This is a genomic window from Zobellella maritima (assembly GCF_003075035.1).
Taxonomy (GTDB): Bacteria; Pseudomonadota; Gammaproteobacteria; order Enterobacterales; family Aeromonadaceae; genus Oceanimonas; species Oceanimonas maritima.
This window is the reverse complement of the sequence record NZ_QCZE01000007.1, coordinates 88,607-115,551: the sequence shown is the minus strand read 5'-3', so window position 1 is coordinate 115,551 and position 26,945 is coordinate 88,607. Positions and strand designations below refer to the sequence as shown.

Here is a 26,945-nt window from a genome sequence, read left to right as displayed (position 1 = left end):
CGCCCGGAAAAGGCACCGCCTTTTCAGTGCTGAGCGACCCGAGCTCTGCGAGGGGACGGGCCACTGCCAGGCACCCAATAGAAAAGCCCGATACTGTTGTATCGGGCTTTTTTTCGTTTCGGCGGCCAGCCTATTTCACCGGTCCGGCCGGCGGATGCGATACCATTGCTGTCGGCTCAGCACCAGGTATTCGGCCCCTACGGCCAGCCTTACCCGTTCCAGCTTGCCGGTGCACACTTATCGGTAGGGGGCTAGGCAGGATTAGTACCCACTGGACATGATGGCACGTTGCCGCCAGTCCCTCGGACTAATACCAAAGGCCGACTTGAAGCTGCGACTGAAACTGGCACTGTCGGTGAAGCCATGATCTAGTGCTATCTCCAGGATGCTTCTATGAGCGTTGCAGGTCATCTCCAGGGCATCACGAACCGCTTCCAGCCGCACTTTGCGGATAAAGTGGCCGGGAGTCAGATGGTAATCCTTGAACAGGCTGTAGAGGGTACGTCGCGAAACGTGAAGCGCGCCGGCCAGTTCATCTGGACCCAGCTCGGGGTCGCCAATATGCATCATGATGTACTGATAGGCGGCATTAAGCTTGTCTCCCGCCGGCCGGCAGCGCGGAGAGGCGACCGTCGAACCATGCAGGAATGCCGAAAGCATCAGCTGAACGGCCTGTAGCACCGGGCTGGCACCATCGGGGTCGTCCTGACAGGGGGGATCGAGCAATGCCAGAGTCGCCGCCAACGCCGCCCGGGCGGTCGTATTTTCCCCTCCCAGTGCAGTACCACAGACCCGCGGGCTCAGCCGCCCCCAGCCGGGAACCGCCTCGTAAGGCAGGATAAGAAAGGCGAGCTGGGCATTTTGCTCCAGTGTCAGGCAATAGGGACGGGCGGTATCACAGATGGTGACGCCGCCGGTGGATAACCGCGCACTGCGGCCGTCCTGCTCTACCCTCATGCTGCCGGCTTGCTGCCACATGACCTTGATATAACCCGACTCAGTCGGGCGGATTCCCGGCTCAGTGTGGCTGACACGCAGGCTGGACGACTGAATGGATGCCAAGGAGCGCTCGCCAAAGCTGCGTAGGCGCACGTTCGCCCAAAACTCCCGGGTACAGTCCGAGACCATTTCCAGCCCGGGAAAATGGTGATCGGCAAAGTCCCGCCAAGAACCAAAGCCGTGGATAGTACTGTTCGTCGTCCCTTCCCGCCTGTCCGGGGAAGAAACCGGAAATCCTGCGCTGTTGGAGGCCGCCGGATGCACAAGCTCGTCAATGTTCACGGGAACCATCTACCTTCCTTAGTTGTTCCACCTCAATGTAACAGTTCGAAAACAATTGTAACAGTGCTGGATACCGCCGTCGGGGAGGCTCGCTTTTCCATCCAGAGGGAACGGATCGTCAACAGGTTTGCATCCAGGGTCATGCAGCGGCCCGGGATCTTCTACATACTCCTAACAAAACCGCATCAAGCAACACATCCGGGCCGTGCCGAACAACAGCTGTCAGCGCCTGATCCTGGAGCCGAATCCAGGGTCCATGGGGGATGACCATTATTTAAACCGTGCAGGCGAGGTGAACATACCCGCACCTGCCCAAAAAGAGGGAGCAAACCGTGATAGAAAAAAAGGGACATTATATCGCGGGCCGCGAGGTCGAGGCGTCCGATGGTAAAACCATGAGGGTGATCAACCCGGCGACAGATGAAGTCCTGGCCGAGGTCGCCCAGGGAACGGCGGTGGATATGGATACCGCCGTCAAGGCAGCATACGCACAGCTGACCCAAGGCGCCTGGCAGCGACTTTCGGGGGAGGATCGCGGGCGCCTGCTCTACAAGCTGGCTGAGCTAGTGGAGCGGGATACCGGACGGATTGCCGATCTGGATGCCGCCTGCATCGGTCGCCCCCGCCAGGAACCACGCCTGCTGGACCTGCCGAATGCCGTCAGTACCCTGCGCAACTGCGCCGGCTGGGCCGACAAGATAGAGGGGCGCACCATACCGACGCCAGGTTATATGGGAACACCCACCCTCTCCTATACCAGCCGTGAACCGGTGGGGGTAGTGGGTGCCATTCTCCCCTGGAACACCCCCTTTATGATCACCGTCTGGAAATTGGCCCCTCTGCTGGCCGCCGGCTGCACCGTCGTGCTCAAGCCGTCCGAAGAAGCGCCGCTCTCTGCACTCCACCTGGCTCGGCTGTGTCAGGAAGCGGGTTTTCCTGGCGGTGTGGTTAATGTGGTTACCGGTTTGGGCGAAGTCGTCGGCCATGAACTCTGTGTCCACCCCTTGGTTGACAAGATCTCCTTTACCGGCAGCCCGGAGGTGGGCCGAATCATTCAAGGTTCCGCCGGCAGCCTGTTCAAGCATGTCGCTCTGGAGCTGGGAGGTAAAAGCCCACAAATCGTGTTTGAAGATGCCGACCTCGAACGGGCCGTACAGGGTTGTGCACTCGGTATCTTCTTCAATAGTGGCCAGGTGTGTGCTGCCGGCAGCCGAATTTTGGTACATCACTCCCTGCTCAACGACTTTGCCCAACGCCTGGCCGAGATCGCGGGCTCGATTAAGGTCGGCGATCCAACCGCCGACGATGTCCAGATGGGGTCACTCGCGAGCCGTACCCAGCAAGAGCGCGTCAACCACTATATCAGCCAGGGCATCAAGGAAGGGGCACAGCTATTGAGTGGCGGAATAGACGAATCAATGCGCGGTTGTTTCGTCAAGCCCACCGTGTTCGTTGGCGATAACGGGATGAACATCGCCCAAGAGGAAATTTTCGGCCCTGTCGCGACCGTGATTGGTTTCAAGGACGAGGCCGAAGCCATCAGGATTGCCAACGATACCCGTTATGGACTGGCGGCGACGATCTGGACATCCAGCCTGTCCCGGGCGCATCGCCTGGCGCGAGATGTGAAAGCCGGCGCCATTGCAGTGAACTGCTGGGCACCGATAGATGCGCGCCTGCCCTGGGGAGGGATGAAGTCCAGCGGCCTGGGGAGAGAGTGTGGCTTGGCCGGCGTACTGGCCTATACGGAAGAAAAAGTAGTGACCGTCCTGATGGACGAAGCAGACTGAGCATAGCTCCCACCAGAAGACATATCCATGCCAGGACGGTTGCAACAAGATGAGATAGAGCCCCCTTTGCACTCCCCTGGCATTCCTCAACGGGAGCACACCACACCCGTCAGAGAGCCATAGGTTCAGCCTCTGTACAGGACCGGCGCTGAACGGCTGACCGCAGGTAGTGGCTGAAATCGGTGTTACCGCCGAATGTGGATACCAGGGCTTGCCAGCGTCGGCAATCCCACTTACAGCCAACTGAAATGTTATTGATATTCAGATAGTTATCAAAAGGATGTGGAAGATGAAAAAACGGAAGACATTATCAACCATCACGGCAATCGCATTGGGAACCGGCCTTGCCGTGACCCTGGGAGGGGCTGCCGCGCTGATGCCGATGCTGGCGCAGGCACACGGCGGCACGGACGAATTCGTGCCTCTGCAGGCCACCCTGGAGGACTTTGGTGCCACGGTGAAATGGGATGATTTTGCCAATACCTTCACCATCACCAAAAACAGCACACTGGTCAGGGCAAAGCCCGACTCCAACAGGGTGCTGATCAATGGCCGGCCGCTCGAACTGGAAGCCCCCGTGTTAATGAAGCAGGATACGGCCTATGTGTCGCCCCGTTTTATCAATGAGGTCTTCCAGTCAGGACTGGACCAGACCTTTCAGGTCGAGTCCCTGCCTCACCCGCTCAACCCCTTGAGTGCCGAAGAAATCGAACAAACTGTCAACATCATCAGGTCGGCGGGCAAATACACGGACGGACTGCGCTTTACCGAAATTACGCTGAAGAGGCCACCCAAACAACAGGTATGGAATTTTGCCCTGAACGAACAGGCGCTGTCGGCTAACCGAAGCGCCGAATTCGTTATTCTCGACGGCAAGAAGGTCATAGAAGGCACCGTCGATCTCGTTACCCGTCAGCTGCTGGACTGGTCCGAAGTCGAGGGCGCCCACGGCATGGTACTGGTTGACGACTTTGCCAAAGTGCAGGCAGCCATAGAGGCTAGCCCCGAGTACGCCCAAGCCCTGCAGAAACGCGGCATCCAGGACGCTTCACGGGTGGTTACCACGCCCCTGACCGTGGGCTATTTCGACAATGCGGATGATCTGCAACAGGATAAGCGCCTGCTGAAGGTGGTTTCCTATCTGGATACGGGCGACGGCAACTACTGGGCCCATCCCATTGAGAACCTGGTGGCAGTGATCGATCTGGAGCAGCAGGCGGTGATCAAGGTTGAGGATGAAGGCGTAGTGCCTATCCCGATGAAAGCGACTCCTTACGACGGTCGGGATCAGACGGCTTATCAGCCCCCGAAACCACTTAATATCGTGGAGCCGGAAGGCAAGAACTACACCATCAGTGGCAACCGGATCCACTGGCAAAACTGGGATCTCCACCTGCGGCTGGACTCCCGGGTCGGTCCGATCTTGTCGACCGTCACCTATAACGATCAGGGCACGAAACGAAAAATCATGTATGAAGGGGCCTTGGGCGGCATGATAGTGCCCTACGGTGACCCGGATGTAGGCTGGTACTTCAAGGCCTACCTCGACTCCGGCGAATACGGTATGGGCACCTTGACCTCTCCCATGGTCCGCGGCCAGGACGTACCGGAAAACGCCGTGTTACTCGATGCCACCATTGCCGATTATACGGGAGCACCGATGAACATTCCGAATGCCATGGCGCTCTTCGAACGCTATGCCGGTCCGGAATACAAGCACCAGGAGATGGGACAAGCGAACGTCGGCAGCGAAAGGCGCGAGCTGGTGGTGCGCTGGATCAGCACCATCGGCAATTATGACTACATTATCGATTGGGTATTCGCCCAGAACGGCACCATCGGCATCAATGCCGGCGCCACCGGCATCGAAGCAGTCAAGGCCGTAAAGTCCAGCACCATGCATGATGCAACGGCCACGGCGGATACCAAATACGGTACCCTTATCGATCATCATATCGTCGGCACGACTCATCAACATATCTATAATTTCCGTCTCGATCTGGACATAGACGGCGAGCAGAATTCGTTACAGGAGATCAATCCGGTGGTTGCCGAGAATACCGCCGGAGGCCCACGTAAAAGTACCATGCAGACCGAACAGCGCCTGGTAGGCAGCGAGCAGGATGCGGCTCAGAAGTTCGATCCCTCGACCATCCGCTTGCTGGCCAACAGCCACAAGGAGAACAAGCTGGGCTACCCGGTTGCCTATCAGTTAATCCCCTATGCCGGGGGCACCCACCCCGTCGCCAAAGGGGCCAACTTCAGCGAGGATGAGTGGCTGTTCAACAGGGTCAGCTTTATGGACAAGCAACTGTGGGTCACCCGTTATCATCCCGACGAACGCTATCCGGAAGGCAAGTATCCCAATCGCTCACGCCTCGATACCGGCCTCGGCCAATTCAGTGCGGACGACCAGTCCATTGTCGACACGGACAACGTGGTCTGGCTGACCACGGGCACCACCCATGTAGCACGGGCGGAAGAATGGCCCATCATGCCAACGGAATGGGTTAATGTGCTGTTAAAGCCGTGGAATTTCTTCGATCAGACCCCCACCCTGCATATGGCCAAGCAGGAGAAGTAACCACCGACTGGTAGTAATATCAAGGGCGGCCATGATGCCGCCCTTTGTGAAGCTGCGCTGAACCTGAGACGTCATATTCACCCTATACGAAAAAGGCCCTTCACTGATGTAAAGGGCCTTTTTCGTATAGGGTGCCTGGCGTGGCCCGTCCCCTCGCTGCGCTCGGGTCGCTCGGCGCTGAACAGGCGGTGCCTTTTCCGGGCGCGTCTCGCCCTACTTTCACATGGCAAAGGCAGTGCCAACAGATGGCCCTGCTGCATCAAGGAGGACAAAGGGAGCTACTTAGCCGACCCGCCGCACCACGGATGGTGCGGCGAAGCGGACCATTTATCCTGCTTTTGCAGAGCAACCCAATAGAGCAGTTATTTAATCTATTTGGTGTTAGTCCACATCACGACCCAGAGCCGCCCGGCGAATGCGATACCATTGCTGTCGGCTAAGCACTATGTTTTCGGCCTGTACGGCCTGTCTTACCCTTTCTATCCTGCCGGTACCCAGGATCGGCAAGGGGTGGCTGGGCAGCATCATAACCCAGGCAAGCACCACCTGAACTATGCTGGCGGCATCCACTTCCAATGCTACCTGGGCCAGGACATCCCGTAATGGCTGATGAACCGGTGCCTTGAGCAGGCTGCCGCCACCCAGGCAGGAACAGGCCATGGGCTTGAACTGATGCTGCTGGCTCTGGTCCAGGGTGCCGTCGGTAATGGCCTGCTGGCGGATGGGGGATATCTGGACCTGGTTGGTTACCAACGGAAAATCGAGCCGGGATTGCAACAGCTCAAACTGACTCGGCGTGAAGCTGGAAACACCCAGGTGGCGGACCTTGCCGCTGCGCTTCAACTGGGTAAATGCCCTGGCGACCTCGTCTGCATTCATCAGCAGATCTGCCCTGTGCAGTAACAGTAAATCAAGATGATCCGTTCCGAGATTGCTCAGAGACTTGTCGACAGATGCCAGTATATGGGCTTTTTCACTGTTATAGTGGGGCACATGACATTGAGGTGTGTGCTCGGAGGGCAGCACCATGCCGCACTTGCTGACAATCTGCAGTTGTTCCCTGAGGCGGGGCTTCAATTTCAGGGCCTGACCCAAGGCGGCCTCCCCCCCATAGTCGCCATAGGTATCGGCATGATCGAGGGTGGTGAGACCCAGTTCCACATGCTGTTCGACAAAGCCCAGCAGTTGTTGGGGCGACATCTGCCATTCGAGCAGCCGGCAGTAGCCCATCACCATACGGGAAAACTGAGGGCCTTCGGGACTGATCAAGATTCGAGAAACCGACATAGTCACAACTCCCTTGTGCAGAAATTAACTTATTATTCCCGGATATCCGGGGTATTTAACAGCCTCCCTGCTGGTTGCCGTCAGCTACCAGCGGCCGGGGGCCTATTACTGTGCATAAATGTCGACAAGGCTGTGCTGAATTCATAAGCCGTCACGGAACATACCCCGGTATTCATTCCTGTTGATGCAAGGGTAGTCGTAATTCCACTATGCCGTCTTCAAGATGCATCTCAACCTTGAACCCCAGTTTGCGCGCCAGTACCAGCATGCCCCGGTTGGAGGGCATGGTCATGGCGCTGAGCATGCTTAGTCCTCGGCTTTTTGCGTAGCGAATGATTTTCTCCATCAGCAGCCGGCCGAGGCCGATGGCCTTGAGATCGGAGCGGACCAGGATGGCGAATTCGGCATCCTGGTTGTCCGGATCGGAGACGGCCCTGACTACTCCCAGTATGTCACCGTCCAGGGCGACGGCGACAAAGGCCATTTCCCGGTCGTAGTCTATCTGGGTCATATGGGCGAGTTCTTCATGGCCGATGACCACATCGGCAAAGAAGCGCTTGTACCTGTCTTCGTCGGAGACATGGCCGACAAAGTCCTTATGGGCGGGCTCGTCCTCCGGCAGAATTGGCCTCAGCACGATGGGACTGCCATCCTTGAGCTGCGCGTTTTCCTCCCATTCCTTGGGATAGGGTCTGATGGCCAGTCGGGCCTGGCCTTCGCCTTCGAAAGGGCTGAGTGTCATATTGACGTCCAGGGCAACCAGTTCATCGCCGGATACCAGCAGGGGGTGTATATCCAGGCTGACAATTTCCGGATGATGAATGATCAGGTGCGATACCTGGGTCAGCACCCGGCAGATGGCGGGAATATCCAGGGGGCGCTGGGATCTCTGCTCCCTTATCTTGCCGCTTTTCAGGGCATGGATCACCAGATAGCGGGCCAAGGTCATATTGAGCGGGGGCAGGGCCACGGCGGCCTGTTCTTCTCCTTCCCAGTCGACACCGCCATCGCCCAGCAGGATGATGGGGCCGAATACCGGATCCAGGCGTACGCCGATGTGCAATTCCTGGGCACCCGCCCGTCGTGCCATGCGCTGGACCAGCAACCCGGAGATACGGGCCCCGGGATAGGTCTGGCGCACCCGATCCAGGATGGCATCGGCGGCCTGGGCCACCTCCACCGCCGATCGCAGATTGAGCATGACCCCGGAGACATCAGACTTGTGAGGAATATCGGGTGAGCGCAGCTTGATGGCCACCGGATAGCCAAGCTGTTCGGCGATGTAGGTGGCCTCAGAGGCATCGGAGGCGATCCAGGTAGGCAGCGTTTGTATGCCATAACCGGCCATCAGCCGGCTAACTTCATGGGTATCCAGGCTGAGCGTGCCCTCATCCAGCGCCTGTCGGATCAACTCGCGGACGGTATCGATGTCGCTTGGCATATCGGAAATGGAGACCGGGGTTTCCATCAGCAGCTTCTGGTTGCGGCGATATTCCACCAGATGCATAAAGGCGCTAGCGGCGCTTTCCGGTGTGCGATAGGTGGGGATGCCCGCCTCGGTGAAACAGCGCCTGGCTTCAAACACGCTGGTTTCGCCGGACCAGTTGGTCAGTATATTGAAACGCTGGGCCCTGGGGTGCTGCCTGATAACCTCGTTCAGGGCCCTGGCGACCCGAGTACTGGACACGGCCGCGGAAGGAGCATGCATCAGCAGGATGGCATCGAAGTCATCACTTTCCAGCAGGACTTTCAGGCTGTCTACATAGCGGGCTATCGGGGCGTCTCCCACTATATCAATGGGATTGGTATGAGACCAGGCACTGGGCAGTACCTGATCCAGGGCTGCCAGGGTGGTGTCGCTCAGGCTGGCCAGTTTTCCACCCCGGGCCAGCAGGGTGTCTATCGCCATGATGGCGGGACCGCCGCCATTGGTCAGAATAACCAGGCGTTCTCCGCGTAGGCTCTGGGCATGGTTCAGGGTTTCCACCGCAGCGAACAGATCGTGGGTATCTCTCACCCTGAGCATGCCGGCCCGGCGGATGGCGGCATCATAGGCAGCATCGAGGCCGACATCCCCGCCGGTATGCAGGTGGCCCAGCTGGGCACCGAAACGGGTTTTGCCGCTCTTGACCACCAGTACTGCCTTGTTACGAGACGCGGCGCGGGCGGCAGACATAAAGGTGCGGGCATCCTGGATGGCATCCATATAAAGCAGGATGGCGTTGGTATGCCTGTCCCGGGCCAGATAATCTAGCAGCTGGGCAAAGTCGATGTCACCGGCATCGCCCAGGGAAATAAAATGGGAAAAGCCGATGTCGTTATGGCGAGCCCAGTCCAGGATGGTGGCGCATACGGCCGCCGATTGTGATACAAAGGCGATCCGCCCCGGTTTGGCCGGAAAGGGAGCAAAACTGACATTCAATCCGAGGTGGGGCAGGATGACCCCCATGCTGTTGGGGCCGAGCAGGCGCATCTGGTAATGTCGAGCCAGGCTTTTCATCTGCGCAAGGGGCCCGGGTTGGGTACCGGCGGCGAGGATAATCGCGGCCTTGCAGCCTTTTTGACCCAGCTGCTCGATAATGGCCGGATTTTTATCGGCCGGCGTGCAGATAATGGCCAGGTCGGGCACCCTGGGCAGGCTGGCAATGTCCGGGTAGGCCATGACTCCGGCCACCGCATCATATTTGGGATTGACCGGCATCACGGGACCACTGAACTGGCCGGAGAGCAGATTCTTCATCACCAGGTGGCCTGCGCCCTGAATCCTGTGGGATGCACCAATAACGGCTATGCTGGCAGGCCGGAAAAGCGCATCAAGTCCTTGCAGGGGCATGGTGACTCCTTAAGATAGTGTGTGCTGCGTGAGCAGCCCCGGGATGGTGTAGCATATTATAAGGCATTGATCCTGCGTTTGTTTTAATGGCACTGCGACTGTGAGGCTGGTCGCGGTTATCCTGAGGTATTCACCGAGACCCAATGATGGAACCCTGGCTATTGTTTATTCCTGCCTGTCTGGCCCTGAATCTAACACCTGGGCCGGATGTATTGTTTATTCTATCGCAAGCTTTGGGTGCCCGACGGGGTGGGTTATGGGCCACCCTGGGGTTGGGCCTGTCCTATTTGGGTCATACCCTGTTGGCGGTGGTCGGCCTGTCGGCGCTGGTGATGCAATCGGCGACCGCCTTTACCCTGATAAAATACCTGGGGGCGGCCTACCTGCTCTACCTGGGCTGGAGCAGCCTGCATAGTGCCTCCCGGTTGACCATGCCGGCGGCGGCAGAGGATTCCGGTACCTGGCGCATTTTTCGCCGGGGCTTGATGGTCGGCCTGCTCAATCCCAAGGTGGCGCTGTTTTTTCTGGCCTTCCTGCCTCAGTTTGTTGTGGTGAATGCCGTTCCGGTACCGCAACAGTTGCTGCTGCTGGGACTGGCGTTTACCCTGACGGCGACCCTGTGTAACGGCGGTTACGCGCTGATGGCCAGGGTACTGCAGATGCGTATCAAGGGCAGCCCCGGTTTCTCCCGGATCACCGGCAAGTTGTCGGGGCTGATCATGATGGGGCTGGGGGTACGCTTGGCCCTGGCAAAGGCGTAGAGAGCGAACCAACGATGGCTGATCCCCCGGGCTGTTTAATCTGCCTGCCCTGGTTACACTGGCGCTAAGCGGAACAATAAAGGATGAATATGAACTTCCCTACTATTGAAGAGTACGTTGGTAACACTCCGCTGGTGCGCTTGCAGCGCCTGGCCAGCCATACCAATAGCCAGGTGCTGGTCAAGCTGGAAGGTAACAACCCGGCGGGATCGGTCAAGGACAGGCCGGCGCTGAACATGATCCGCCAGGCCGAGGCCCGGGGACAAATCCGTCCGGGAGATACCCTGATCGAGGCCACCAGCGGCAATACCGGTATTGCTCTGGCAATGGCGGCGGCAATCAAGGGCTATCGCATGGTGTTAATCATGCCCGACAATGCCACCGAGGAGCGCAAGGCCTCAATGCTGGCCTATGGTGCCGAGCTTATCCTGGTGAGCAAGGAAGCCGGTATGGAAGGGGCCCGGGATCTGGCCGACAAGATGGCCGCCGAGGGGCAGGGGGTGATCCTGGATCAGTTCAACAACCCGGACAATCCAGAGGCCCACCTGCTGACCACGGGGCCGGAGATCTGGCGGCAGACCGACGGACGGCTGACCCATTTCGTGTCCAGCATGGGGACGACCGGCACCATCATGGGGGTATCCCAGTACCTCAAGCAGCAGAACGAAGCGGTGCAGATCGTCGGCCTGCAGCCCTGTGAAGGCAGCCATATCCCGGGCATTCGCCGCTGGCCCGAAGCCTATCTGCCGGGTATCTTCGATAAGAGTCGGGTGGATCAGGTGCTGGATATCAGCGAAGAAGAGGCGGTCGCGACCATGCTCAGGCTGGCGAAAGAAGAAGGCATCTTCTGCGGTGTCAGCTCCGGCGGCGCCGTGGCCGGTGCCCTCAGGCTGGCCGAGCAGCTCGATAACGCCATCATAGTGGCCATCATCTGCGACCGGGGTGACCGTTACCTGTCATCCGGGGTGTTCAACGAGTAAAGATCGGGATCTGTGATCAGGGACAGGGGAAGACCGTTTGGTAATCCCCTGTCCCAGTTGCAGTGGGTAGTGGCCCACATCCTCCGTTACCGGCAGGGCGTCCATATCAGCCCTTAGGGCCACCACCGGGCCCTGAGGGGCGCCGCGCATGATGCCCATGCCCCGGTATGGGCAATACCCGTCCGAACATCCAGGCCCAGTGTCTTCAGGTGATCCGCCGCCAGACCGGCGACGGTATGCACGATTGCCGAGTTCAGGATGGGGGTGAATATTCCAACGCCACTCAATGACCCGGGGCATGACGGCGCCAATGCGCTGTTGCACCGTCGCAGGTACCGGGACTTCACTGGCTTATATAGCGCTGCTCAGTATCAGAGCAGACAGCATAGGAACGCGCAGTATTTGGGCGATGGCTGTCATCATGATGACTGTCCTCTTTTGTCGGAAGAAACGGATGATTCGAGTATGGTGCGGTCGACGTGAATGTTGGCCGTAGTGTGCTGTAGAGGTCTCCGCCAGCCTGGTGTGGCGGTCAGCACCAGTTGCGCCATACAACCGGCCACCACGCCCCACAGTGCCGACGACAGACCAAACAGCGACAGCCCGGAGGCGGTGACCACAAAACTCAGCAGGGCCGCTTCCCGCTCGTCCGGTGTCTCCAGCGCGGTGACCAGGTTGCTGCCAATGGCACCCAGCAGGGCCAGCCCCGCCAGTATCGCCACAAAGGCCGCTGGCAGAGAGGTGAACAGGCCGACAATGGTGCCGGCGAACAGGCCACCCACCAGATAGAACACACCGTTGAACATCCCGGCCACATAGCGTTGGCGGGGATTTTCATGGGCGTCTTCGCCGGCGCAGATGGAGGCGGTAATGGCCGCTACCACTATGCTGATGCCGCCAAACAGCGCCATGGGCAGGGACGCCAGGCTGGTGACAGCCAGCACCGGCCTGGCACTCACGCGGAAGCCGGTGGTGTGCAATATGGTCATGCCCGGCAGAAACTGGCCTGACAGGTTAACCAGCACCAGCGGCAGGGCCAGACCCAGGGTGGTGGTCAGCGACCACTCGGGGGTAATGAAGTGCGGCGAGGTCAGTGACCAGCCGAGGCCGGTGAAGGTGGCGCCTTCCAGCAGCATCGCCAGCACCATGCCCACCAGCAGCAACAGGATCAGGGTGTATCTGGGACAGTAGCGGCGACACACCAGGTAGGTGATGACCATGCTGGCGGCCAGGGCCGGTGCCATTTCCATGGCCACAAAGGCACCGGTGCCGAACTGAAATAAAATGCCGGCCATCATGCCGGCGGCCACTCCCCGGGGGATGGCGCGCATCAGGCGGTCAAAACTGCCCGACAGGCCAATCAGCAGGGTAATGACGGCGGCGGTGAGATAGGCGCCCACTGCCTCGTTGAGGGATAGGTCGGGAAACAGGGGCACTAGCAATGCAGTGCCCGGGGCCGACCAGGCGGTGACCACGGGCGCTTTCAGCCAGAATGACAACACCATGCCCGACGCCGCAGCGCCAATGGAAATGGCCCAGACCCAGGAGGTCATCATCCCCTGAGTAACTCCGGCGCTGGCGCCGGCCTGGAATACGATGGCGAGAGGGCCGGCGTAAGAGACCAATACCGCCAGAAAGCCGGCGGCCACCGCCGGCAGCGAAAGATCCCGTAGAAAAGCCTTCATGTTTGGCTCCTGTGAAAAAGTGAACAGCATGGTCCCGGAGCGAAACCGGGACCATGCGTATTCACGCGAGCGCTCAGCCGTTGGTGACGGCTTCGGTGGCTGGCTGACTGGCGGCCTGCCGCCCGACCAAGGCAATGGCCAGGGTGGCGATGGCACCGGGCACGGCCAGAGCCAGGAAGTTCATCTGGTGCGGCAGTGCCAGGGCCAGCAGGGTACCGCCCAGCATGGGCCCCAGGATGGCGCCGTTACGACCGATGCCCGATGCCCAGCCGAGGGCGGTGGAGCGGATGTTGGCCGGATAATACTGGGCCACATAGGCATACAGCAGGATCTGGGAGCCGATGGTGGTGGCGCCGGCCACGGCCATCAGGCTGTACAGCAGCCACATCGGGTGCGGATAACCGAGCGACACCAGGGAGGCAGAGGCCAGCATGAAGAAGCTCACCAGCACCGAGCGCAGGGAGAAGCGATCGGCCAGCCAGCCGCCGCCCACGGCACCGACGATGGCGCCGATGTTGAGTACCATCAGGAACATCAGGCTGGAGCCCAGCTCGTAACCGGCCGCGGACATCAGCTTAGGCAGCCAGGAGCCGAGGGCATAGACCATCAGCAGGCAGCAGAAGAAGGCGGTCCAGAACATCAGGGTGCCCAGGGTGCGACCACCGCGCAGCAGCTCCAGCACAGGGGCCTTCTGCACGTTGGCGGGCGGCACCACCAGCTCATCCTTGTCGGTGATCTGCTGAGCCGGATCAACCTGCTGCAGCAGCACGCGGGCTTCTTCCTGGCGGTTCTGCGCCATCAGGAAGGCGACCGATTCAGGCAGGTATTTTATCATCAGCGGCAGCAGCAACATGGGCACCACGGCCAGATAGAACATGATCTCCCAGCCGTAGTTGGGCACTATCCAAATCCCCAGGCCGGCCGACATCATGCCGCCCACGGCGTAACCACTGAACATCAGGGCTACCAGGGTGCTGCGGCTTTTCTTCGGGGAGTATTCGCTCATCAAGGACACCACATTGGGCATGACGCCACCGATGCCCAGGCCGGCGATAAAGCGCAATATGCCGAATTGCCAGGGATTACTGACCAGGCCGTTGATGACGGTGGTGAAGCTGAACAGCACCACGCAGATCAGAATGGTTTTCTTGCGTCCGAGCTTGTCGGACAGCATGCCGAAACCCATGGCGCCGAACATCATGCCGAACAGGGCGCTGCTGCCCAGCAGCCCGGCCACATAGGGGTTGAGGGCCCACTGGTCCATCAACAGCGGCAAGACCACGCCGTAGATAACCAGGTCGTAGCCGTCGAAAATAATGATCAGGGAACACCAGAACAGCACCTTCCAGTGGAAGGGGGTAAAGCTGGCGTTGTCTATGGTCTGGTTTACATCTATCTGTTTCATTCGGTATTACTCCGTGTTTTTTCCTTAACCCAGGAGTTGGGATTAGCCCCGAAGGACAAAAAAAGGCCACCCATCCTCGGGCAGCCTTTACTGCTTATCAGCCCAAATCGCCACCGGCGACCGGGAGAATGGTGCCTGTGATATAACTGGCATCGTCTGAGGCGAGGAACAGGATGGCGCCTGCCTGCTCGTCCAGGGTGCCGTATCGGTGCATCAGGCTGCTCGAACGGGTCTGATCGACCAGCGTCTTGTACCACTGTTGCTCGCGATCACCTTGTGCTTCGGTGTTGCGCGGGGTCAGCCGGGGCGGAGCCTCAGTGCCACCGGGCGCAGTGGCATTGACCCGAATGCCCTGCTCGGCATACTCGAACGCCAGGTTGACGGTCATGGCGTTGACGCCGCCCTTGGCCGCGCCGTAGGGCACCCGCATTAGGCCGCGGGTGGCCACGGACGACACATTGACGATGGCGCCGCCTTGCTGTTCGACCATATGGGGCAGCACTGCCCGGCAACACCACAGGGTGGGAAACAGCGAGCGCTGGATTTCCTTCTGGATCTGCTCCGGGCTGTAGTGCTCGTAGGGCTGTGCCCAGATGGTGCCGCCGACATTGTTGACCAGGATATCGATGCGGCCGAACCGTTCGATTGCCTGGGTCATTGCGGTTTCCGCGCCGTTCCAGGTTTCCAGATCGGCCTGCACGGCGATGGCCTGAATATCCTGCCGGCTCAGCTCCGCTACCAGTTCATGCACATGGTCGGCGAGATCCACCAATACCAGGCGAGCGCCTTCCACCGCCGCCCGCTCGGCGACCCGTCGCCCTATGCCCTGGGCGGCCCCGGTGACCACCATTACCTTATTGTCGAAGCGGGATTTCATGCTATCGCCTCCGCAGCCAGGCTGGGGGTGAACTTCTCGTAGTGGAACGAGTTTGGCTGTATGCCCTGTTCACGGAAATAGCCCAATACTGCATCCACCATGGGGGGAGGACCGCACAGGTAGACGTCCACTTCGCCGTGGTTGATGGGTGCGTCTTCCATATGATTGGTGACGTACCCCTTGAGCGGATGGACACTGTCCGCGCTGGCGACCACTGTCTTGAAGCTGAAATTCTCGAGCTCGGCGGCAAATTGCTCCAGCGCCTGGACGCACACCAGATCATCGTCACTGGTCACGCCGTAGAGCAGGTGGGTCGGTTGGTCACAGCCCTTGGCCTTGAGGTGTTCCAGCATGGCGAGGAAGGGGGCCAGTCCGGTACCACCGGCCAGCATCAGCACTGGGCGCACCAGGGGACGCAGGTAGAAGACGCCCATGGGACCGGTCAGGGTCAGCTTGTCGCCGGTCTTGGCCTGACCCACCAGCCAGGAGCTCATCAGCCCACCCGGCACGTTGCGGATCAGGAAGCCGAGATCGCGGCTGCCTGGTTGCGAGCTGAAGGAATAGGCGCGGGTCTCGTCGGTGCCCGGCACCTGGATGTTGACGTACTGGCCGGGCAGGAAGCCGATGTCCTGGTCCGCGGTGACTTTCAGCTCGATGGCGGTGGGAGAAATCAGGTTTACCTCGGCCACGGTGCCGCCGATGTCGGCATTGCCGGTTTTGCACAGGGTGGATGCGGCGGGGATCTCCACCACGCAGTCGCTGGCAGGGATCATCTGGCAGGTCAGCACCTTGCCTTCGGCCACTTCCTCGTCGGTCAGGGCCTCGTCGATGTACTCTTCACCCAGGTCGAAATTGCCCTGGTGGCAGCTGCCCTTGCAGGTGCCGCACACGCCGTCGGAACAGTCCATCGGCAGGTTGATCTGGTTGCGGTAGGCCGCGTCCAGCACGGTTTCCCCTTCGTTGCAGCTGATGAAACGGGTGACGCCGTCTTCAAAGTTGAGCGCTATGTTATAGCTCATGATCCTCTCCCCACCCGTTATAGGTGATAGATATCAATCACCTGATTGATGTAGTCGTTGTTCAAGATGACTTTCTTTTCGGTAATCACCGGCTGCTCACCACTGGTGTCCAGGGTATAGAAGGAGGTGCCGAAAAAAGTGGCGGTACTGTTGTAGCGATGGCTGTTGGTCTGCCAGTTGAAGCGCAGTTTCACGGTGTTGCCTTCCCGTTCCAGTATTTCCAGGTTGCTGGTCAGGTGCGTGGTGCGCGGCTCGGGCAGGGAGCTGGCGCCGGAGCGCTCGGTCTTGATGCGGTACACGCGGTCTTCCAGACCTTTCCGGTTGGGGTAGTAGATCAGCGAGATCTCGGTTTGCGGATCCTCGGTCAGGGTGTCCTCGTCATCCCAGGCAGGCATCCAGTACACTACGTTTTCGCTGTAGCACTCTAGCCATTCGTCCCACTGACGATCGTCAAGCAGGCGGGCTTCGCGGAAGACAAAGGCCTGGATCTGTTCAAAGCTCATGCTCATGCGGAAGCCCCCTGTTCTTTGATGGAAATCAGCTGGGCGCGCTCGGTTTCGACCGCCTGCAGCATTTCTTTTACCCAGTGCTGGTGGTGAGTGACGTACAGGCCTTCATCTTCCGGCTTGGCGCCGCTCAGGGTAGGCTTGAGGCCGATGGCATCGGCGCCCGCATCCGGACCTTCGATCCAGTGGGCCGCACCCCGGCTCATGTCGTTCCACTTCAGGCCGCTGGCCTGGTAGCCGTTCTGGCAGGCGCGAAATTCTTCCAGGTCGTCCGGGGTTCCCATGCCGCTGACGTTGAAGAAGTCTTCGTACTGGCGCAGACGCTTGGCGCGATCCGCCGCCGGCTCGTTCTTCGGCGCCCAGCAGTAGATGGTGATTTCGGTCTTGTTGACGGAAATCGGGCGCAGCACCCGGATCTGGGTGGAGAACTGATCCATCAGGTACACGTTGGGGTACAGGCACAGGTTCTTGGTGGTGTTGACGATGGCGTCGGCACGGGCCGCGCCCAGCTGCTCTTCCAGCCGCTGCAGATGACTGTAAACCGGCCGTACCTGAGGGTTGGTGAGTCGGGTCCACAGCATCATATGGCCCTGCTCGAAGGAGTAGAAGCCGCCTTCGCTGGACCAGCTTTTGGCGTCCACCGCTTCGGTGCCGCCCTTGTCGTAGTTGCGCTGGCTCATGGTGGACAGGTAGTTCCAGTGCACCGTGCCCACGTGGTAGCCGTCAGCGCCGTTTTCGGCGGTCAGCTTCCAGTTGCCTTCATAGGTATAGGTAGAGCTGCCGCGCAGTACTTCCAGGCCGTCTTCCGCCTGATCGACCATGTTGTCGATGATCTTGGTGGTTTCACCCAGGTATTCTTCCAGGGGCAGTACGTCGGCGTTGAGGCTGCCGAACAGGAAACCGCGGTAGGACTGAAATTTCGGCAGTTGCTTCAGATCGTGAGAGCCGTCGGTGCTGAAGCTGTCGGGGTAGCCCCCCTTTTTCTGGTCCCGGGCCTTCAGCAGCTTGCCGTCGTTCTTGAAGGTCCAGCCGTGGAAGGGACAGGTAAAGGAGGCCTTGTTGCCACGCTTCTTGCGGCACAGGGTGGCTCCCCGGTGGGAACAGGTATTCAGCAGGGCGCGCAGTTCACCATCCTTGGTGCGGGTGATCACCACCGGCTGGCGGCCAACGGTGGTGGTGTAGTAATCACCGGGGTTTTCCACCTGGCTCTCGTGGGCCAAATAGATCCAGTTGCCCTCAAAGATGTGCTTCATTTCCAGGTCAAACAGCGCCTGGTCGGTGAAGATGCCGCGATCACAGCGATAGTGGCCGGTTTGCGGATCGGCTTCCACCGCGGCCCGGATTTTCTGTTCGAGTTTGTCGAGTTGGCGAGTCATGTTTCGTCACTCCATGTGAGGTTGCTGCCCTGCTCGGGCGCGAGTTTGCCCGAGCCAGCCCGCTGGGGCTGGCTGTTATTAACAGGGTTCAGTTGAAGGCTTAGGCTTTTTCGTCTTCCAGGGCACGCTTGCGCTCGTGGCGCTGCTGGTGCTCGGGCTTGTCGGAGGCCACCAGCTGAATGTTGAATTCCACCCTGGTGAACGGCTTGTTCAGGCCATATTGCTCGGCGGCGGCACTGTCTTCGATGCGCACGGCGTCGCAGACCAGCTCTTCGCGGGTAGCAAAGGCGAAGTCGTCGTAGGTGTATTCGTCACCGGCCAGGTTGATCTGGGTGGTCAGGTGCTTGTAGCCCGGTTTGGACACAAAGTAGTGAATGTGCGCCGGACGGCGGCCGTGACGACCCAGCTGGTTCAGCAGCGCCTGGGTGGCGCCGTCGGGCGGGCAGCCGTAGCCTGACGGAATGATGCTGCGGGCAGTGTAGCGACCGTCGGCATCGGTCTTGATGCTGCGACGCAGGTTGTACTCGCTCTGGGACGGATCGAAGTAGGAGTAGCCACCCTTGAGGTCGGCGTGCCAGATTTCCACCAGGGTGTTGGGCAGGGGCTTGCCGCTCTCGTCAGTCACCACACCGGTCAGGATCATGGTTTCGCCATCCTGAGTGCCGTCGTCCATGCGGGCGAAGCCCTCGGATTCCGGGGCGCCAGCCACGTACAGGGGGCCTTCAATGGTGCGCGGGGTGCCGCCGGCCAGGCCGGCCTGCTCGTCTTCGGCATCCATGCGGATATCCAGGTATTTGTCCATACCCAGGCCCGGGGCCAGCAGGGCAGCTTCACCGTTCTTACCCAGGTCGTTGATGTAGTACACGGCGCTCCAGAACTCCTCCGGCGTGATGTCCAGATCTTCGATGATCTGGAATACGTCATGCATGACCCGGTGCACAATGGCCTTGACGCGCTCGCTGCCGCCTGCCTGATGGAGTCCGGCGACTTTTTCCAACAGCTCTCTGACTTCTTGAGTTTCCATGGTTTTGACTGACATTGCTCTGGCTCCTTGCATTATCTGTTTTGATTCTGTGGTGTAGGGCACTTCAAACGCTTAACGGCTAACGATTAACGGTCATCCTGATGAATGGAGGACGGGTGCCGGCACAGGGGCGCAACCGTAATGTCCATGTAGGGAAACAGCGGCAGACGGCTTATCAGATCCTGCAGCTCGGTGTTGTCGGCCACATCAAAAATGCTGACGTTGGCGTAGCTGCCGGCCACCCGCCACAGGTGGCGCCATTTGCCCTGAGACTGCAGCTCCTGGGCATAGACCTTCTCACGGGCCTTTATCTCGGCGGCCACCTCGGCCGGCATGTCGTGGGGCAGATTGACCTTCATCTCGACTTTAAACAGCATGCTATATCTCCTTGGGTATTCTGCAGTGCCTGCGGCAGGCTTACTGGCGGCGGTACTCGCCCAGCTTGTCTTCGTTGAGGGTGATGCCCAGGCCGGGGCCGTCGGGCAGGGTCACGCCGTTGTGATGGAAGTTCAGCGGCGTTTCCACTATGTCGTCCTTCATCAGTAGCGGGCCGAACATCTCGGTGCCCCAGTGCAGCTTGTCCAGGGTGGCCCAGGCGTGTAGCGAGGCGGCGGTGCCGATGGTGCCTTCCAACAGGGTGCCGCCATAGAGGCCGATGCCGGCGGCGCTGGCCACACTGGCCACCTTCAGGGCCTGCAGCGGGCCGCCGGCCTTGGCGATTTTGAGCGCCACCGAGCCGGCAAAACCGGCGGAGGCCAGGGTAAACATGTCGGTGGCGTCGGCCACGGCTTCATCCGCCAGAATGGGCAGGTGGAATTTCTCGGACAGCCGCACCAGGGCGGCGTGATCCTTCATGGGGGTGGGCTGCTCCACCAGGTCGATGCCGGCGGCCTGCAGCTCGGCCATGCCCTTGGCGGCGGTGCTTTCATCCCAGGCCTGGTTCACATCCACCCGCACGCTGGCGCTGTCGCCCACGGCGGCCTTGATGGCGGCCACGTGGCGCACATCGTCCATCAGCGCACGACTGCCGATTTTCAGCTTGAAGTCGCAGTGGCGCTGTTCGGCGATCAGCTTGTGGGCCTCGTCGATGTCTTTCTGGGTATCGCCGCTGGCCAGGGTCCAGAGCACCGGAATGTGCTGGTGCACGGCACCGCCCAGCAGCTGGTGCAGGGGCTGGTTCAGGCGCTTGCCCTGCAGGTCGAGCAGGGCGGTCTCGATGGCGGATTTGGCCAGGTTGTTGCCGCGGATTGCCCGGTTAAGCCTTACCCGTAAGGTATTGAAATTGTCTGCCGGCTGTTCCAGCAGCAGGGGTTTGAAATAGGTATCTATGGTCAACTTCACGCTTTCGGGGCTTTCCGGGCCATAGGCCAGGCCGCCGATGGTGGTGGCTTCACCCAGCCCCTCGAGACCGTCTGAGTCCTTAACCCTCACTATCACCATGGTCTGAACGCCCATGGTAGTCATGGAAAGCTTGTGGGGACGGATAGTCGGGATGTCGACCAGGATCGCTTCAATGGACTGAATGATTGCTGACATGTAACCTCTGAACCTCGAGTGATAACGCTCTGTTGCAGTGAAGTTACAGTTTCGGGGCTGGGCACACCAATATTGATTAAGTTACTACTAATACCCTGGAGGTATGGATGGAGCTGAGACACTTGCGGTATTTCATCGCCGTGGCGGAAGAACTGAACCTGACCCGGGCCGCCGAAAAGCTGTTTATCGCCCAGCCGCCCCTGACCCGGCAAATCAAGCAGCTGGAGGAGGAACTGGGGGTGCAGCTGTTCATCCGCAAGCCGCGGGGGCTGGAGCTGACCCAGGGGGGCTTGTATTTCCTGCAGCAGGCCAGAACCATCATGGACAAGCTGGATGCCAGCATCGAAGGCACGCGGCAGATAGCCCAGCTGCGCAAGACGGTATTTGCCATCGGGTTTGTACCTTCGGTGTTCTACGGCCAGTTGCCGTTGATGGTGCGGCGGCTGCGGCGCAACAAGAACCTGGAAATCATACTGCACGAGCTAAAAACCCAGGAGCAGGTCGAGGCGCTCAAGAGCGGCAAGATCGACATCGGTTTTGGCCGGGTGCACATCGAGGATCCGGATGTGGAACAGGAGGTACTGTTCAACGAGCCGTTGCTGATCGCCCTGCCGTCGTCCCACCCCCTGACCCGGCAGTCGCTCACCATGGCGGAACTGGCAGAAATTCCGATGATCGCCTTTCCCGCCGGTGCCGGTCCCAACTTCGCCGATATTGCCCTGGGGCTGTTCCATCGCAGAGGCTTGAAAGTACAGGTGATCCAGCAGGTCAACGACCTGCAGACGGCATTGTCGCTGGTGGCCTCGGATATGGGATTTACCTTTGTGCCCGAGCAGGTGCACAAACTGCATCGGGAGGGAGTGGAGTTCGTGCCGGTGGCGGATGACAAGCTCACCATACCGGTGATCGCTTCCCGCCGTCGGGGAGAAAATCCCAATGCGGCGATGCGGCTGGTCAACACCATACTGATGGAGCTGGTGGAAAACCGGCTGACCGGGCGTTATCCCTGATCGCTCAGCCCTGCAGGGTTTCCCGGATCAGTCGGGCCTTTTCCTGCAGTAGTGGCAGGAAGCGGCCGGTGAGGGTATCCATGTCCACCCGGGCGGCGTTGGTACTGATGTTGATGGCCCCCAGCAGTTGGCCCTGTTGGTCGAAGGCCGGCACCGCCAGTGAGCGCAGCCCTGAATCCAGCTCCTGATCGACGATGGCGTAGCCCTGTTGGCGTACCTGGTCGATGGCCCGGCGCAGTTCGTTGCTATCGGTGATGCTGTGGGCGGTGTGGGCCTGCAGGGACACGCGTTGCAGATAGGCTTCCAGCTGATCTTCCGGAAGTTGGGCCAGCAGCACCCGGCCCATGGAGGTGTAGGCGGCGGGCAACCGGGTCCCCACCGACAGGCGAATGGCCATCAGCCGGTGCTCGGCCGCGGAGCGGGCGATATAGACAACATCGTCACCGTCGAGAATGCCCAATGAGGTTGACTCGCCTATCTCCCGGGTTATTTCCTCAAGGTAGTGCTGGATCACTACCCGGTAGGGGTTGGCGGACAGGAAGGCATTACCCAGCTGCAGTACGCGGGGGGTCAGGGCGAAGTGGCGCTGTTGCTTGTTCAGGTAGCCCAGGGCATGCAGGGTCAGCAGAAAGCGCCGGGCCTTGGCTCTGTCCATGCCGGTCTTGGCTGCCACCTCGCTCAGCGTCATGAGCGGTTGCTGCTGATCGAAGGCCTGTAGTACCTCCAGCCCGCTGGCCAGGGCAGTGACGAAGTCCCTGTCTTCCGGGCTGAGCTTGTCGTCTGTGGTCATGGTTTCCCCTTGTGGCGGCATTGAGTGATGAGCTGTCGTCTATGGTATCAAAAGTTCGTATAACGAACACTCGTTAGTACCTCTTCATTGGCTGCTGCTCATGTTCAAAAAATAATCTCTTTCTTTTCAATTGGTTAATAATTTTTTCTACACAATGGCCGGGGGCGGGGTTTGCCATCCGCATGAAAAGGTGTAAGTATGTTCGCAATGCAAACTCAAGTTCGCAGTGCGAACTTTCCATCCACCCAGGGAGGCGATACCCATGGCCGAATTCATGAGCCTGCACGACGCGGTTGCTCGCTACCTCCAGGACGGTGCAACCGTCGCAATGGAGGGTTTTACCCACCTGATCCCCTTTGCAGCGGGACACGAAATCATTCGTCAGGAAAAGCGTGGTCTGACCTTGATCCGCATGACCCCCGACATCATCTATGACCAGCTGATCGGTGCCGGCTGTGCCGATCGCCTGATTTTCTCCTGGGGGGGCAACCCCGGCGTGGGCTCTCTGCACCGGCTGCGAGACGCGGTGGAGCGAGGCTGGCCTCACAAGCTGGAAATCTTTGAACACAGCCATGCGGCCATGGCCTGCGCCTATGAAGCCGGTGCCGCCGGCCTGCCGCTGGCGGTATTGCGCGGTTACATCGGCAGCGACTTGCCCAAGGTCAATCCGCAGATCCGCTTTATCGAGTGTCCCTTCACCGGCGAGCGGCTGGCTGCGGTGCCGGCGGTGCGGCCCGATGTCAGCATCGTCCATGCCCAACGTGCCGACCGTAAGGGCAATGTGCTGGTTTCCGGCATAGTAGGGGTACAGAAAGAGGCAGTGCTGGCGGCCAAATACAGCATAGTGACAGTGGAAGAAATCGTCGACGATCTGCAGGCTGAATCCAATGCCTGCGTAATCCCGGGCTGGGCCATCACCGCCATCGCCGAGGTGAAGGGGGGCGCCGCGCCTTCCTACGCCCACGGCTACTACGAGAGAAACAACAGTTTCTACAAGGAATGGGATGCTATCTCCCGCGATCGTGACACTTTCAACGACTGGCTGCAGCAGCACGTTTATAACGCAGGAGGGCAGGCATAATGACACTCGAATACACCTCTTCAGAAATGATGACGGTCACCGCCGCCCGTGCCCTCGGCAACGGCATGACCTGCTTTGTGGGCATAGGCCTGCCCAGCGAGGCGGCTAACCTGGCCCGCTTGACTCACGCCCCCGACGTGACCCTGATCTACGAATCCGGCACCCTGCAGACCAAGCCCGATATCCTGCCGCTGTCGATCGGTGACGGCGAGCTGTGCGAGCAGGCCCTGACTACAGTGGCCGTGCCCGAGATGTTCCGTTACTGGCTGCAGGGCGGTCACATCGACGTGGGTTTCCTGGGTACCGCCCAGATCGACCGCTACGCCAACCTTAACACCACCCTGATTGGTGATTACCAGTCACCCAAGGTACGCCTGCCCGGCGGCGGCGGCGCGCCCGAGATAGCCACCAACTCCAGGGAAGTGTTCATAACCCTGAAGCACTCGCCACGCGCCTTTGTGGAAGCGGTGGACTTCATCACCACCCTGGGCTACGGTCGCGACGGCAAGGGCCGTGACGGCGTGCCCAACATCGGCAAGGGCCCGACCAAGGTGATCACCGATCTGTGCGTGATGGCCCCGGATGCCGAGACCAGGGAGCTGACCGTGGTCTCCCTGCACCCTGGCGTGACCCGCGAGCAGGTGAGTGATGCCACCGGCTGGCCGGTACGCTTTGCCGACGAGCTGGCGCTGACTCCCGAGCCGAGCGCCGAGGAGCTGACCATTCTGCGTGACCTCAAGGCCAGAACCGCCGAGCACCATGCCAAGCCGATCTCCCGGGAGGCCGCCCAATGAAGCCGGTTTATCTGTGTCATCCCCGCCGTACCGCCATCGGCCGCTTCGGCGGCACCCTGGCGGCGGTGCGCCCCGACGACCTGGCCGCCCGCGTGTTTGAAGCCGTGCTGGCCCAGGTGCCGGATCTGGACCCGGCCGCCATTGACGAAGTCATCATGGGCTGCGCCAACCAGGCCGGTGAAGACAACCGCAACGTGGCGCGCATGTCGTCCCTGCTGGCCGGCCTGCCGGTGAGCGTGCCCGGCACCACCATCAACCGCCTGTGTGGTTCGGGCATGGATGCGGTGGGCACCGCCGTGCGTGCGGTCAAGGCCGGTGAGCTGGAGCTGGTGCTGGCCGGTGGCGTGGAATCCATGTCCCGCGCCCCCTTCGTCATGGGCAAGGCGGACACCGCCTTCAGCCGCACCCAGACCATTGAAGACACCACCATCGGTTGGCGTTTTATCAACCCGCTGATGAAGGCCCAGTACGGCGTGGACTCCATGCCGGAAACCGCCGAAAATGTGGCCGAGCAGTTCAATATCTCCCGGGAGGATCAAGACGCCTTTGCCGCCCGCTCCCAGGAGAAGGCCGCCGAGTCCCAGCGTAACGGCCGTTTCGCCGAAGAAATCGTGCCGGTGGAAATTCCCCGTCGCAAGCAGGAGCCGCTGATCTTCGCCGACGACGAGCACCTGCGCCCAAACACCAGGGTCGAGAAGCTGGCCAGGCTGCCCACTCCGTTCCGGGCCGGTGGCAGCGTGACCGCCGGTAACGCCTCCGGCGTGAATGATGGCGCTGCCGCCATGCTGATCGCCAGCGAAGACGCCGTGCAGCGTCATGGCCTCAAGCCGATGGCTCGGGTTCTGGGCATGGCCACCGGCGGCGTGGAGCCGCGGGTAATGGGCATTGGTCCTGTGCCAGCGGTACGCAAGCTGCTGGCCCAGCACAAGCTGACCATGGATGACATCGACCTGTTCGAGTTCAACGAGGCATTTGCCGCCCAGGCCTTGGCCTGCATGCGCGAGCTGGGACTGAAGGACGATGACCCCAGGGTCAACCCCAACGGTGGCGCCATCGCTTTGGGTCATCCGCTGGGTATGTCCGGTGCCCGCCTGCTGCAGACCGCTGCCCATGAGCTGCACCACCAGAACAAGCGTCTGGCCCTGTGCACCATGTGTGTGGGCGTGGGCCAGGGTATCGCCATCCTAATCGAGCGGGTTTAAGAGCTCAGGCCCAAGGCTGTGGCACTCCCAGTGCGAAGCAGCAGCGCGGTTGCGCTCTGCCGACACGCTGCAAGCCATCCATGGGCGCTCGATAAATGCCATCCCTGGCATTTGACGGTTGGCTACGGCAATCCCCGCTGCTGCTTCGTGATGTTGCTGTGCTGCCTGTCAGATACTGGCCGTCAACCCGGGGCGCAGGCCAAGGAGAGCAAAGCATGCCTGCTTTGCTGGCCCTCTGTGCCATGGCCGACGAAACTACAGGGTATGACAACCAACAAGAAATTGTGATTAGGATCCAGGGCCCAAGGCCCTAACTATTCGGAGGCTGAATGTCTTTTCTGGAAATCAACGGTCGCGTCGTCGGCTACCGCCTGCTGGGCGACGCTTCACTGCCGCTGGTGGTGCTGGCGCATCCGCTGGGCATGAGCCAGGCGGTGTGGGATGAGCTGTTGCCCGCCCTGTTGCCCCGTTATCGCGTGTTGACCTGGGATCTGCCCGGCCACGGCAGTAGTGCTGCCTGGCGCGGGGAGCAAATCACTCCCGCCAGCCTGGCGGCGGAAGTCCTGGCCCTGGCCGAGGCGGCCGGCGCCGAGCACTTCCACTTTGCCGGCACCTCCATCGGTGGCGTCATCGGCCAGCAACTGCTGAGCCGGCACGGCGACCGCCTGCTGTCGGCCACACTCACCAATACCGGTGCCGTGATCGGCACCCGCGACGCCTGGCAAACCCGGGCCGCAGCAGTGCGGGAGAAGGGCCTGGTGAGCATGGCCGTGGACATAGTGCCGCGCTGGTTCGGCCCGGCCGCCTGCCAGGCTCAGCCGGCACTGCTGCAGGGCTGGAATACCATAATGGGATGCGGTGATGCCAACAGCTACGCCCTGCTGTGCGAAATGCTGGGGCGTGCCGACTTCCGCGAGCAACTCGGTAACCACAAGGTGCCTTTGCTGCTGGTGGGCGGTAGCGACGATGTGGCCACTCCGCCCGAATCCCTGCGGGCCCTGGCCCAGTGCTGTGGCACCGGCGACCCGGTGATCCTGGACAAGGTGGGCCATGTGCCCTCGGTGGAATGCCCGGAACGTTTCAGCCGCTTGTTGCTGGCGCATCTTGGCTGATGGCGGTGAGAC

General features: G+C 60.4%; 22 protein-coding genes. 9 read left to right on the top strand and 13 right to left on the bottom strand.

Translation table 11 applies throughout. The features are described from left to right. Positions 1–261 precede the first annotated feature (261 nt). Positions 262–1,290, bottom strand: a complete 1,029-nt coding sequence (locus DCS96_RS17900) for a helix-turn-helix domain-containing protein (RefSeq protein ID WP_116475774.1) — start codon at positions 1,288–1,290, stop codon at positions 262–264. Positions 1,291–1,613: 323 nt separating this feature from the next. Here DCS96_RS17900 and DCS96_RS17895 point away from each other — a divergent pair, with 323 nt between their 5' ends. Beyond that, complete coding sequence (locus DCS96_RS17895) at positions 1,614–3,071, top strand: aldehyde dehydrogenase family protein (protein ID WP_198650126.1); 1,458 nt, start codon at positions 1,614–1,616, stop codon at positions 3,069–3,071. Between the two features lie 289 nt (positions 3,072–3,360). Next, on the top strand, positions 3,361–5,655 hold the full coding sequence (gene tynA, locus DCS96_RS17890) for a primary-amine oxidase (RefSeq protein ID WP_116475773.1): 2,295 nt from the start codon (positions 3,361–3,363) through the stop codon (positions 5,653–5,655). A gap of 381 nt (positions 5,656–6,036) precedes the next feature. On the opposite strand, the gene DCS96_RS17885 is transcribed toward tynA, so the two are convergent. Both DCS96_RS17885 and DCS96_RS17880 read right to left on the bottom strand, forming a co-directional pair. Continuing rightward, positions 6,037–6,942, bottom strand: coding sequence for an aldo/keto reductase (locus DCS96_RS17885; protein ID WP_116475772.1), 906 nt, complete (start codon positions 6,940–6,942; stop codon positions 6,037–6,039). Between the two features lie 172 nt (positions 6,943–7,114). Then, on the bottom strand, positions 7,115–9,775 hold the full coding sequence (locus DCS96_RS17880) for a bifunctional acetate--CoA ligase family protein/GNAT family N-acetyltransferase (RefSeq protein ID WP_116475771.1): 2,661 nt from the start codon (positions 9,773–9,775) through the stop codon (positions 7,115–7,117). A 143-nt stretch (positions 9,776–9,918) separates the two neighbouring features. On the opposite strand from DCS96_RS17880, the gene DCS96_RS17875 reads away from it, so the two are divergent. Then, positions 9,919–10,536 carry a LysE family translocator gene (locus DCS96_RS17875; RefSeq protein ID WP_232818316.1) on the top strand — a complete coding sequence of 206 codons (618 nt, stop codon included), beginning with the start codon at positions 9,919–9,921 and terminating at the stop codon, positions 10,534–10,536. 89 nt (positions 10,537–10,625) lie between these two features. Beyond that, complete coding sequence (gene cysM / locus DCS96_RS17870; protein WP_116475770.1) at positions 10,626–11,516, top strand: cysteine synthase CysM; 891 nt, start codon at positions 10,626–10,628, stop codon at positions 11,514–11,516. 419 nt (positions 11,517–11,935) lie between these two features. Here cysM and DCS96_RS17860 read toward each other — a convergent pair whose 3' ends face one another. The 9 genes from DCS96_RS17860 to DCS96_RS17820 all read right to left on the bottom strand — a co-directional run bounded on the left by DCS96_RS17860 (position 11,936) and on the right by DCS96_RS17820 (position 20,944). Beyond that, positions 11,936–13,231, bottom strand: coding sequence for a benzoate/H(+) symporter BenE family transporter (locus DCS96_RS17860; protein WP_116475769.1), 1,296 nt, complete (start codon positions 13,229–13,231; stop codon positions 11,936–11,938). A 43-nt stretch (positions 13,232–13,274) separates the two neighbouring features. Then, positions 13,275–14,606 carry an MFS transporter gene (locus DCS96_RS17855; protein WP_116475768.1) on the bottom strand — a complete coding sequence of 444 codons (1,332 nt, stop codon included), beginning with the start codon at positions 14,604–14,606 and terminating at the stop codon, positions 13,275–13,277. 97 nt (positions 14,607–14,703) lie between these two features. Next, a complete protein-coding gene (gene benD, locus DCS96_RS17850; protein ID WP_116475767.1) occupies positions 14,704–15,483 on the bottom strand; it encodes a benzoate diol dehydrogenase BenD in 780 nt (259 codons plus the stop codon). Then, a complete protein-coding gene (gene benC / locus DCS96_RS17845) occupies positions 15,480–16,502 on the bottom strand; it encodes a benzoate 1,2-dioxygenase electron transfer component BenC (RefSeq protein ID WP_116475766.1) in 1,023 nt (340 codons plus the stop codon). Before benC ends, benD begins: the two co-directional genes overlap by 4 nt. Positions 16,503–16,519: 17 nt before the next feature. Continuing rightward, a complete protein-coding gene (benB, locus tag DCS96_RS17840) occupies positions 16,520–17,011 on the bottom strand; it encodes a benzoate 1,2-dioxygenase small subunit (RefSeq protein WP_116475765.1) in 492 nt (163 codons plus the stop codon). Continuing rightward, positions 17,008–18,384 (bottom strand): Rieske 2Fe-2S domain-containing protein, encoded by a 1,377-nt coding sequence (locus DCS96_RS17835; protein ID WP_116475764.1) that lies wholly within the window; start codon positions 18,382–18,384, stop codon positions 17,008–17,010. Before DCS96_RS17835 ends, benB begins: the two co-directional genes overlap by 4 nt. A gap of 100 nt (positions 18,385–18,484) precedes the next feature. Continuing rightward, the gene (catA, locus tag DCS96_RS17830) at positions 18,485–19,423 is read right to left on the bottom strand and encodes a catechol 1,2-dioxygenase (protein ID WP_116475763.1); all 939 of its coding nucleotides are present in this window, start codon (positions 19,421–19,423) and stop codon (positions 18,485–18,487) included. Between the two features lie 71 nt (positions 19,424–19,494). Further along, entirely contained in the window at positions 19,495–19,785 is a 291-nt protein-coding gene (gene catC / locus DCS96_RS17825; RefSeq protein WP_116475762.1) for a muconolactone Delta-isomerase, read from the bottom strand. A 40-nt stretch (positions 19,786–19,825) separates the two neighbouring features. Further along, entirely contained in the window at positions 19,826–20,944 is a 1,119-nt protein-coding gene (locus DCS96_RS17820; RefSeq protein ID WP_116475761.1) for a muconate/chloromuconate family cycloisomerase, read from the bottom strand. 107 nt (positions 20,945–21,051) lie between these two features. On the opposite strand from DCS96_RS17820, the gene DCS96_RS17815 reads away from it, so the two are divergent. Next, positions 21,052–21,954: a LysR family transcriptional regulator gene (locus DCS96_RS17815; RefSeq protein ID WP_116475760.1), complete on the top strand. Its 903-nt coding sequence runs from the start codon at positions 21,052–21,054 to the stop codon at positions 21,952–21,954. Positions 21,955–21,958: 4 nt separating this feature from the next. On the opposite strand, the gene DCS96_RS17810 is transcribed toward DCS96_RS17815, so the two are convergent. Next, the gene (locus DCS96_RS17810; protein WP_116475759.1) at positions 21,959–22,744 is read right to left on the bottom strand and encodes an IclR family transcriptional regulator domain-containing protein; all 786 of its coding nucleotides are present in this window, start codon (positions 22,742–22,744) and stop codon (positions 21,959–21,961) included. A gap of 262 nt (positions 22,745–23,006) precedes the next feature. On the opposite strand from DCS96_RS17810, the gene DCS96_RS17805 reads away from it, so the two are divergent. The 4 genes from DCS96_RS17805 to DCS96_RS17790 all read left to right on the top strand — a co-directional run bounded on the left by DCS96_RS17805 (position 23,007) and on the right by DCS96_RS17790 (position 26,933). Continuing rightward, positions 23,007–23,825, top strand: coding sequence for a CoA transferase subunit A (locus DCS96_RS17805; protein ID WP_116475758.1), 819 nt, complete (start codon positions 23,007–23,009; stop codon positions 23,823–23,825). After that, complete coding sequence (locus tag DCS96_RS17800; RefSeq protein WP_116475757.1) at positions 23,825–24,619, top strand: CoA-transferase subunit beta; 795 nt, start codon at positions 23,825–23,827, stop codon at positions 24,617–24,619. Before DCS96_RS17805 ends, DCS96_RS17800 begins: the two co-directional genes overlap by 1 nt. After that, positions 24,616–25,821, top strand: coding sequence for a 3-oxoadipyl-CoA thiolase (pcaF, locus tag DCS96_RS17795; protein WP_116475756.1), 1,206 nt, complete (start codon positions 24,616–24,618; stop codon positions 25,819–25,821). Before DCS96_RS17800 ends, pcaF begins: the two co-directional genes overlap by 4 nt. Before the next feature lie 329 nt (positions 25,822–26,150). Next, complete coding sequence (locus tag DCS96_RS17790) at positions 26,151–26,933, top strand: alpha/beta fold hydrolase (protein WP_116475755.1); 783 nt, start codon at positions 26,151–26,153, stop codon at positions 26,931–26,933. The last annotated feature ends 12 nt before the right edge of the window (positions 26,934–26,945 follow it).